Genomic DNA, 10802 nt, shown 5'->3' with positions numbered 1-10802 from the left:
ACAGCATGACGGATACGCCCCAGACGGAGATCGTCGAAGCGCTGCGGGACTCGCTCAAGGAGGTCAAACGCCTCCAGCGGCAGAACCGGCAGCTGGCCGCCGAGACCCGGGAGCCGATCGCGATCGTCGGGATGGCGTGCCGGTTCCCCGGCGGGGCCGGTTCGCCGGACGAGCTGTGGCGGCTGGTCGCCGACGGGCGGGACGCGTTGTCCGGGTTCCCGGCCGATCGCGGCTGGGACCTGGCCGCGCTGTTCGATCCCGATCCCGGCCACCCCGGCACGTCCTATGTCCGCGAGGGTGGCTTCCTCCACGACGCGGGCGAGTTCGACCCGGGGTTCTTCGGGATCTCGCCGCGCGAAGCGCTCGCGATGGATCCGCAGCACCGCCTGTTGCTGGAGGTCTCCTGGGAGACGTTCGAGCGCGCGGGCATCGACCCGGAGTCGCTGCGGGGCAGCCGGACGGGCGTGTTCGTCGGGACCAATGGGCGGGACTATCCCATGCTCCTGCTCAACCCACCGGAGGAACTCGAAGGGCAGATCGGGATCGGGAACGCGGCGAGCGTGGCCTCGGGCCGCATCTCCTACACCTTCGGCCTGGAGGGCCCCGCGGTCACCGTGGACACGGCGTGCTCGTCGTCCCTGGTCGCGCTGCACCTGGCCGGCCAGGCCCTGCGGGCGCGCGAATGCTCGCTGGCGATCGCCGGCGGTGTGTCGCTCATGTGCACCCCCGAAGGGTTCATCGAGTTCAGCCGCCAACGCGGTCTGGCGGCCGACGGCCGGTGCAAGGCGTTCGCGGAAGCGGCGGACGGCACCGGCTGGGGTGAGGGCATCGGCATGCTCGCCCTCGAGCGGCTTTCGGACGCCGAGCGGGGCGGTCATCGTGTGCTCGCCGTGGTGCGCGGGTCCGCGGTGAACCAGGACGGCGCCAGCAGCGGGCTGACCGCGCCGAACGGTCCCTCGCAGGAGCGGGTGATCCGGCAGGCGCTGGCGAACGCCCGGCTCGAACCGTCCGATGTGGACGCTGTGGAGGCGCACGGCACCGGCACCCGGCTCGGTGACCCCATCGAGGCGCAGGCCCTGCTCGCCACCTACGGACAGGATCGGGACGTGCCGGTCCGGCTGGGTTCGGTGAAGTCGAACCTCGGCCACACCCAGGCCGCGGCGGGCGTGGCCGGGGTGATCAAGATGGTCGAGGCCATGCGGCACGGTGTCCTGCCGCCGAGCCTGCACATCGACGAGCCGTCCGCTCAGGTGGACTGGTCCTCGGGGTCCGTCGAACTGCTGACCGAGGCGACCCCCTGGCCGGACCTCGATCGCCCGCGCCGAGCCGGGGTTTCGTCCTTCGGGGTGAGTGGCACCAACGCGCACGTGATCCTCGAACAGGCGCCGCCGACCGAGGAACCGCCGAGTGCGGCCGGCGCGCATGGCCCGGTGCCGTGGGTGCTCGCGGGAAAGACCGGGGAAGCCCTCCGGGCGCAGGCCCGGCGTCTATTGTCCTTTGTAGACGAACGGCCGGAGCTGCATCCGGTCGACGTGGGGCATTCGCTCAGCACGACCCGCTCCGCGTTCGAACAGCGAGCGGTGATCGTCGGGCACCATCGAGACGATCTCCGTGCCGCCCTCCTCACGTTCACTCGCGGTGAACCGGCGCCGAACGTGGTTGCGGGCGCCGTGCCTCCGGGCGTACGCCGGACGGTGTTCGTGTTCCCCGGTCAAGGGGCCCAGTGGGCCGGAATGGCCCGGGCATTGCTGGATTCCGCCCCGGCCTTCGCGCGGGCGTTCGCGGACTGCGCCAAGGCGATCGAATCCTTGGTGGACTGGTCCGTCGCCGACGCGTTGCGGGACGGTTCCTTCGACCGCGTGGACGTGGTGCAGCCACTCCTGTTCGCGGTCGCGGTGTCGCTGGCGGAGTTGTGGCGTTCTTACGGGGTGGAGCCCGCGGCGGTGGCAGGGCATTCGCAGGGGGAGATCGCGGCGGCCTGTGTCGCGGGCGCGCTGTCGCTCGAGGACGCCGCGCGAGTGGTGGTCCTGCGGTCCCGGTTGATCGCCGCCGAACTGTCCGGCCGCGGCGGAATGGTCTCGGTCGCGGCGCCGGTCGAGGACGTCCGCGGGCGGATCACGCGCTGGGACGGCCGGATCTCGGTCGCGGCGGTGAATGGTCCACTGTCGACAGTCGTCTCCGGCGAGCCGGAGGCATTGGCCGAACTGGTCGCGGAGTGCACGGCCGGCGGTATCCGCGCGAAGACGATCCCGGTGGACTACGCCTCGCATTCGGCGCAGGTGGAGGACATTCACGAGCAGCTCATCGAGGCGCTCGCCGCGCTCGTCCCGGTCAAGGCGGCGGTTCCGTTCTTCTCCACCCGCACCGGCGACTGGCTCGACACGGCCGGGATGGACGGGGAGTACTGGTACCGGAACCTGCGCGAGCCCGTGCGGTTCGCCGACGCGGTGCGGAGCCTGGCAGACCAGGGCTACCGGACGTTCCTCGAGGTGAGCCCGCACCCCGTGCTCACCATGGCCGTCAAGGAAACCCTGGACGACGATGGCGCCGCGCTGGGCACGCTGCGCCGCGACGAAGGCGGGCTGGACCGATTCCTGCTGTCCCTGGCGGAAGCCCATGTCCACGGCGTGGCGGTGGACTGGACGGCCGCGTTCGCCGACTCCGGCCCGCGGACCGTGGAACTGCCCACCTATCCCTTCCAGCACGCGCGGTTCTGGCCACCGCCGGGTGCCGGGCACCCCGCCGACGTCACCGCGCTGGGGCTGAGCGCGGCGGACCACCCGATGCTCGGGGCCGCCGTCCGGTTCGCCGACGGCGAAGGAACCGTGCTCACCGGTCTCCTGTCGACTCGCACCCAGCCGTGGCTCGCCGAGCACTCCGTCCTGGACACGGTGATCGCTCCGGGCTCGGCGTTCGTCGAACTGGCCCTGCGCGCCGGGGCGGAACTGGGCCGCCGCGCACTGGCGGAACTGACCTTGGAAGCCCCGCTGGTGCTGGCCGAGGATGCCGAGTTCCACGTCCAGGTGCAGGTTTCGGAGGAAATCGTAAGCATTCATTCACGCCCGGCCGACGCCGCGGACGACGAACCGTGGACCCGGCACGCGAGTGGGACCTTCGCCGACGGCGAGACCCCGGAGCCGGCCGGGAGCGGGGAATGGCCTCCCGCCGGGGCGACCCCGCTACCGGTCGCCGAGCTCTACCCGAACCTCGCCGAGTCCGGCATCGACTACGGCCCGGCGTTCCAGGGGCTCCAAGCCGCCTGGCAGCAGGGGGACGATATTCTTGCCGAGATCCGCCTGCCCGAGGACGCGCGCGGCGACGCCGCCCGGTTCGGCATCCATCCCGCGTTGCTGGACGCCGCGCTGCACGGGATGGGGCTGGGTTCCGCGTTCGCCAAATCGGACGACTCCGCGGGCAGCATCGCGTTCAGCTGGACCGGCGTCACCCTGCACACGCCGGGAGCGGCCGCGATCCGGGTACGCCTGACCCCGGTGGGGACCGGCACCGTCTCGGTCGAGGTGACCGACGAGTCCGGTGCGCCGGTCGCGTCGGTGGAATCGCTGGTGATGCGGCCGGTGTCGGCGGCGCAGCTGAACGACAGCGGGCGCGTGCGCCGCAACTCGCTGTTCCGGGTGGGCTGGACGGAGATTCCGCTGGTACCGGCCGAGCAGTCGCGGGTGGCGCTGGTGGGCTCCGATGACTGGGGCTGGGGTGGCTGGCTGGAGACCGGCGACCACACCGGGGCGTTCGGTTCGCTGGCAGCCTTGACCGAGGCCGTCGAGGCGGGCGCCCCGGCACCCGACTTCGTGGTGGTGCCCGTACCCACAGCCGAGGTCGGAGACGTCCCCGCCGCCGCACGGGACGCGCTCGCGGAAGCATTGAACGCGTTGCGGTCCTGGGTGGCCGCCGATCGGTTCGCCGACTCACGTCTGGTTTTGGTGACCCGCGGTGCCGTGTCGGTGGACGCCGCGGCGGAACCGGACCTGGCGGGTGCGCCGATCTGGGGACTGGTGCGCAGCGCGCAATCGGAACACCCGGACCGGTTCACCCTGGTCGACGTCGACGATCCGGAAGCCGCCGCCGGGCAGTTGCCCGCGGCCGTGGCGACCGGGGAACCCCAGATCGCCGTGCGGGCGGGTCGCCTGTGGGTGCCCAGGCTGGCCCGGGTCACCCCGCCCGAACCGGCCGGTTTCGGGTTCGCCGAGGGAGGCACGGTCCTGATCACCGGCGCCTCGGGCGGGCTCGGGCGCCTGGTGGCCCGGCACCTGGTCGCGGCGCACGGGGTACGGCGCCTGATGCTGCTGTCCCGGCGTGGACTGGCAGCCGAAGGCGCCCCGGAGTTGGCGGCCGAACTCGGCGAGCTGGGCGCGCACGTCACCTTCGCCGCCTGCGATGTGGCCGACCGGGACCAGCTTTCCCGGACCCTGGACACGATCCCCGCGGACCATCCGCTGACCGGTGTGGTGCACACCGCCGGAATCGTGGACGACGGTGTGGTCGAATCGTTGACCCTCGACCAGATCGAACGGGTGCTGCGGCCCAAACTGCATGGCGCGTGGCACCTGCACGAGCTGACCGCGGGGCTGGACCTCGCCGCGTTCATCGTCTTCTCCTCGGGTGCGACCACGTTCGGCGGGCCCGGTCAGGGTGGGTACGCGGCCGCGAACGCGTTCCTCGACGCCCTCGCCGGATCCCGGCGCGCGCGGGGACTCCCCGGTGTGTCGCTGGCCTGGGGCATGTGGGACGAGGCCAACGGAATGGGGAGCCGCCTGGACGAGACCACGCTCGCGCGGATGGCCCGCAACGGCGCGTTGCCGATTTCCGTCGACGAGGGCCTGGCCCTGCTCGACGCCAGCCACGGCCTGGACGACGCGAACCTGGTGCCGGTCCGGCTGGACCTGGCGGCCATGCGTGCTCAGGCGGATTCCCTGCCGCCGCTGTTCCGCGAACTGGTTCCCGCACCGTCCACAAGGGACACAGAATCGGATGGCGCATCACTGGTGCGCAAGCTGGCCGGGCTGTCCGAAGCGGACCGGAACCGCGAGCTGCTCGATCTGGTCCGTTCGCATGCCGCCGCGGTGCTGGGGCACGAGTCCGGCGCCGCGATCGCGCCGCACCGGCCGTTCCTCGAGTTGGGTTTCGACTCCCTCACCGCGGTCGAACTGCGCAACCGCATGTTGCGGGTCACCGGTGCGCGGCTGCGCGCCACCTTGGTCTTCGACTATCCGACGCCCGAGCAACTCGCCCGGCATCTGCGCGAGCAACTCGAGCTGGACGAGGTGTCCGCCGCGGAACCGGTGCTCGCGGAGCTGGACCGGATCCGGGCCAAGTTGCCGGAAATCGTGTCCGATGTGGACGCACAGGACCGCGTCGCCGGGATGCTGCGGCAGCTGCTGGCGATCTGCGATGAGCGCGGCAAACCAGCGGACGATCTGGCCTCGGCGACCGACGAAGAGCTGTTCGCGCTGGTGGACGACGGGTTCGACCGAGGAGTGGAGATCGCGTGACCGACGAGGAAAAGCTCCGCGAATACCTCAAGCGGGCCATCAACGACACCCGCGAGGCCCGGCAGCGGGTGCGTGAACTGGAGGACCGGGACCACGAACCGATCGCGATCGTCGGCATGGCCTGCCGGTTCCCGGGCGGGATCGCCTCGCCGGAGGACCTGTGGCGGCTGGTGTCGACGGGCGGGGACGGGGTCTCCGGGTTCCCCGCCGACCGCGGCTGGGATGCCGAAGCGCTGTTCCACCCGGATCCGGACCACCCCGGCACCACCTATGTCCGGGAGGGCGGGTTCCTGGAGGGCGCGGGGGATTTCGATCCGGGGTTCTTCGGGATCTCGCCGCGTGAGGCGCTGGCGATGGATCCGCAGCAGCGGTTGCTCCTGGAGGTCTCGTGGGAGGCCTGCGAGCGGGCGGGCGTCGCCCCGGAATCCCTGCGGGGCAGCCGCACCGGGGTGTTCGCCGGGATCAGCGGAATGGACTACGGCGCCGCACTGGCCAAAACCCCGAAGGGCCGCGACGGGACCCTGTCGATGAGCACCGGCGGCAGCCTGGTGTCCGGCCGGGTGTCCTACACGCTGGGGCTGGAGGGGCCCGCGGTCACCGTGGACACTGCGTGCTCGTCTTCGCTCGTGGCGTTGCACCTGGCGGCGCGCTCCCTGCGTTCCGGCGAGTGCTCGCTGGCGCTGGCCGGGGGAGTGACCGTGATCTCGGTGCCGGACCCGTTCGTCACGTTCAGTCGCCAGCGCGGCCTGGCTCGCGACGGCCGGTGCAAGGCGTTCGCCGCCGCGGCCGACGGATTCAGCCTGGCCGAGGGGATCGGCGTGCTGCTGGTCGAACGGCTGACCGACGCGCGCGCCCACGGGCGTCGCGTGCTGGCGGTGCTCCGGGGATCCGCGGTCAACCAGGACGGGGCCAGCAGCGGGTTCAGCGCGCCCAACGGTCCGTCCCAGGAGCGGGTGATCCGGCTGGCACTCGCCAACGCCCGTTTGTCACCGTCCGATGTGGACGCCGTCGAGGCGCACGGGACCGGGACGAGTCTGGGTGACCCGATCGAGGCGAACGCCCTGCTCGCCACCTACGGCCAGGACCGCGATCGCCCGCTCTGGCTCGGCTCGGTGAAGTCGAACATCGCGCACACCCAGGCGGCCGCCGGGGTGGCCGGGGTGATCAAGATGGTCGAGGCGATGCGGCACGGCGTGCTGCCGCCGACGCTGCACGTCGACGAGCCATCACCGTACGTGGACTGGTCGACGGGGTCGGTGGAACTGCTCACCGGGGCGATCCCCTGGCCGGACCTGGACCGGCCGCGGCGCGCCGGGGTTTCCTCCTTCGGGATCAGCGGCACCAACGCACACGTGATCCTGGAACAGGACGCGGCCGAGGACCGTGTCGATGAGGCGGGGGTCGGCTGGTCCGGTCCGTTGCCGTGGCTCCTTTTCGGAAAGACCGACGCGGCCCTGCGGGCCCAGGCCCGGCGGCTGCTCGCGCGGGTGGAAGACGAGCCCGGCCTGCGGGACCTGGACATCGCGTGGTCGCTGGCAACCACGCGCACCGCGTTTGAGCGGCGGGCGGTGGTGGTCGGCGCGGACCGCGCGGACCTGGTGCGCGGCCTGCGGTCGGTAGCCGACGGCGAATCCCCGGCGAACGTGGTCCGCGGGACGGCCGACGCCGATGACCCGGTCGTGTTCGTCTTCCCCGGTCAGGGCTCGCAGTGGCCCGGTATGGCCGTCGCCCTGCTGGACTCGGCGCCGGTGTTCGCCCGGCGGCTCGCCGAATGCGCGGCCGCGCTGGAACCGCACGTCGGCTGGTCCGTGGCGGCGGTGTTGCGCGGCGAGCCGGATGCTCCCTCGTTGGACCGAGTGGACGTGGTGCAGCCGGTGCTGTTCGCGGTCCTGGTATCGCTGGCGGAGCTGTGGCGTGCTTACGGGGTGGAGCCCGCGGCGGTGGTGGGGCATTCGCAGGGGGAGATCGCGGCGGCCTGTGTCGCGGGCGCGCTGTCGCTTGAGGACGCGGCGCGCGTAGTGGCCTTGCGTTCCCAGCTGATCGGCGAGGTGCTCGCCGGTCGTGGCGGAATGGTGTCGGTGGCGCTCCCGGCGGAACGGGTGCGCGAGCGGATCGACGGCTGGGCGGGCCGCATCTCGATCGCGGCGGTGAACGGTCCACTGTCGACGGTTGTCTCCGGTGAACCCGAAGCGCTGGACCAACTGGTCGCCGCCTGCGAGGCCGAGGAGGTACGGGCGAAACGGATTCCGGTGAACTACGCCTCACATTCCGTTCAGGTGGAAGACATCCGGGACCGGCTGCGCACGGTACTGGCCGAGATCCGCCCGGCCGTCGGCAAGATCCCGTTCTTTTCGACGGTGACCGGCGACTGGTTCGACACCGCCGAACTCGATGCCGACTACTGGTACCGAAACCTTCGCGAGCCCGTCCGGTTCGACACCGCGATCGGCGCCCTGGCGGAGCAGGGACACCGGGTCTTCGTCGAAGCGAGCCCGCATCCGGTGCTCACCATGGCGGTCCAGGAGATCGTGGACGACGGCGTGGCGATCGGCACCCTCCGGCGCGACGAGGGCGGATTCGACCGGTTCCTGCTGTCGATGGGCGAACTGCACGGGCGCGGCGTGTCCCCGGACTGGCGCGCGGTGTTCGCCGATACCGGTGCGCGGCCGGTGGAGCTACCCACGTATCCCTTCGAGCACAAGCGGTTCTGGCCGGAGGCGGGGGCCGCGGACATCGGCGATCTGGAGTCCGTCGGGTTGTCCCCCGCGGACCACCCGCTGGTGGGTGCGGCCGCGCCGCTACCGGGTTCGGACGGCTTCCTGCTGTCCGGTCGGCTTTCCCTGCGGACGCATCCGTGGCTGGCCGACCACGCCGTGCTGGGCACGGTGATCCTGCCGGGAACCGCCTTCGTCGAACTCGCGTTGCGTGCCGGGGAAGAGGCCGGTCTCGACCGGATCGAGGAACTGACCCTGGAAGCCCCGCTGGTCCTGCCCGAGGACGAATCGGTACAGCTCCAGGTCGTGCTGGACGCGGCCGACGAAACCGGTGCCCGTCCGGTGACGGTGTATTCGCGGCGCGCGGACGAACCCTGGACCCGGCATGCCAGCGGCAGCCTCACCGCCGCCGACCCGGCGCCGTCGTTCGCCTTCGAGTGGCCGCCCGCGGAGGCCGCGGAGTTGCCGGTCGACCAGATCTACGCCCGGCTGGGCGAAGCGGGGCTCACCTATGGCTCCCTGTTCCGGGGCCTGGTCGCCGCCTGGCAAGGCAACGGCGAGATCTTCGCCGAGGTCCGGTTGCCCGAGCGCGCCGAGGCCGCCGGTTTCGCGCTGCATCCGGCACTGCTGGACGCGGCACTGCACCCGGCGGACCCGGTGCTCGAACGCGACGACGACGGCGCTCGCCTGCCGTTCAGTTGGCGCGGGGTCTCGTTGTACGCGACCGGCGCGCCGGTGCTGCGGGTGCGGGTGGCTTCCGCCGGCCCGGACGCGTTGTCCTTGCAGGCCACGGACGAATCGGGCGCGCCCGTGGCCTCGGTCGAATCCCTGGTGCTGCGTCCGGTGGCGAGGGAACAGCTGAACACGGCGAGCCGGGACTCGTTGTTCCAGATCGACTGGATCCCCGTCCGGCCGAGCGGCGAAACCGAGGTCGTGGCGGTGCGGTGCCCGCGAACGGATTCGGTGCGCGAGGCGCTCACCGAGGTCCTCGAGCGGCTGCGGTCCTGGCTCGCGGAAGAGCGCGACGACGCGACGCGGCTGGCCGTGGTCACCCGGGGCGCGGTGGCCGTCGGCGACGAGGACGGACCGCGCGATCTCGCGCAGGCCGCGGTGTGGGGCTTGGTCCGCAGCGCGCAGTCGGAGCATCCCGGCCGATTCCTGTTGGTGGACGTGGACGACCCGGACGCCGAACCGCCGGCGTCCGACGAGCCCCAACTGGCGCTGCGGGCGGGCCGGGCGTTCGCGCCCCGGCTGACCCGATCCGTACCGCCTCCGGCCGAGGAAGCGGTGCTCGACCCGGCGGGCACGGTGTTGATCACCGGTGGCTCCGGAACGCTCGCCGGACTGGTTGCCCGCCATCTGGTCACGGCGCACGGGGTGGGGCGCGTGGTCCTGGCCAGCCGGAGCGGAGCGATTCCGGAAGCCGCGAGCGATCTGGCAGCAGAGGTGCTCGGGGTCGCCTGCGATGTGGCCGATCGCGAAGCAGTGGCCCGCCTGCTGGCGGAGATTCCCGAACGGCATCCGCTCACCGCGGTGGTGCACACCGCCGGTGTCCTCGACGACGGCGTCATCGAATCGCTGACCGCCGACCGGATCGACCGAGTGCTCCGGCCCAAAGTGGACGGTGCGCGCAACCTGCACGAGCTGACCGAACACCTGGACCTGGCCGCGTTCGTGCTGTTCTCCTCCGGCGCCACCACCTTCGGTGCGCCGGGGCAGGGCAACTACGCCGCCGCCAACGCCTATCTCGACGCGCTCGCCCAGCGCCGCCGCCGTGCCGGGCTCCCGGCCGTGTCCCTGGCCTGGGGCCTGTGGGCCGAGCGAAGCGGGCTGACCGGCGACCTGAGCGAAGGTGACCTGGCCCGGATGGCCCGCAGCGGGTCGGCCGCCATGGCGACCGAGGAAGCGCTGGCGCTGTTCGACGCCGCACTCCGTGCCGAACCGGCGGTTCTCGTGCCGGTGCACCTGGACAACGCGACCCTGCGCGCGCAGGCCGAATCCGGCACGCTGCCCGCGATCCTGCGCGGGCTCGTCCGAACCCCGATCCGCCGGTCCGCCGAGGTCGCCGGGGAATCCGGGTTCGCCGAACTGTCCGAAGCGGACCGAGAGCGGAAACTGCTGGCGCTGGTGCGCGGGCACGCGGCGGAAGTGCTGGGCCACGACACCGACGCGGCGGTCGAACCCGATCGGGCGTTCAAGGAACTCGGCTTCGACTCGTTGACGGCGGTGGAACTGCGCAACCGGCTGACCGCGGCCACCGGGCTGCGGCTGCGGGCCACGCTGGTCTTCGACCATCCCACGCCCGCGGCCCTGGCCGCGCGGCTGGCCGGGCAGTTCGGCGGTGGCACGGAGTCGGACGCGGAGGCGGTCCTCGCCGAGATCGAGCGGATGGACGACCTGCTCGCGGCGATGGACGAGGACGACCGCGGCCGGATCGCCGTTCGCCTGCGGGCGCTGCTGGTGAAGAGCGGCGCCGATCCCGGTGGCGAGGCCGATGCGGGCACCCGGCTCCGGTCCGCCACCGACGAGGAGATGTTCGCCTTCATCGACCAGGAACTCGGCAGCTGACCGTTCGGTCACC

2 protein-coding genes and 1 pseudogene are annotated in these 10802 nt (G+C 72.2%); all 3 read left to right on the top strand.

The window, feature by feature from the left end:
• Positions 1-5 precede the first annotated feature (5 nt).
• The 3 genes and pseudogenes from FXO23_RS38120 (at position 6) to FXO23_RS52760 (ending at position 10789) form a co-directional block, all read left to right on the top strand.
• A complete protein-coding gene (locus FXO23_RS38120) occupies positions 6-5507 on the top strand; it encodes a type I polyketide synthase (protein ID WP_218952276.1) in 5502 nt (1833 codons plus the stop codon).
• Positions 5504-9022: pseudogene (locus FXO23_RS38115) on the top strand (type I polyketide synthase); the annotation flags it as partial. The gene FXO23_RS38120 and the pseudogene FXO23_RS38115, both read left to right, overlap by 4 nt.
• Positions 9023-9031: 9 nt before the next feature.
• Positions 9032-10789: a type I polyketide synthase gene (locus FXO23_RS52760; RefSeq protein ID WP_425484947.1), complete on the top strand. Its 1758-nt coding sequence runs from the start codon at positions 9032-9034 to the stop codon at positions 10787-10789.
• Positions 10790-10802 lie beyond the last annotated feature (13 nt).

It is taken from the genome of Amycolatopsis anabasis, from assembly GCF_009765355.1.
In the GTDB taxonomy this organism is placed as follows: Bacteria; Actinomycetota; Actinomycetes; order Mycobacteriales; family Pseudonocardiaceae; genus Amycolatopsis; species Amycolatopsis anabasis.
This window is presented reverse-complemented; position numbering and strand designations above follow the sequence as displayed.

Coding starts and splice junctions, on each gene's coding strand:
- FXO23_RS38120 (WP_218952276.1), top strand. CDS start 6: ATGACGGATACGCCCCAGACGGAGATCGTCGAAGCGCTGCGGGACTCG.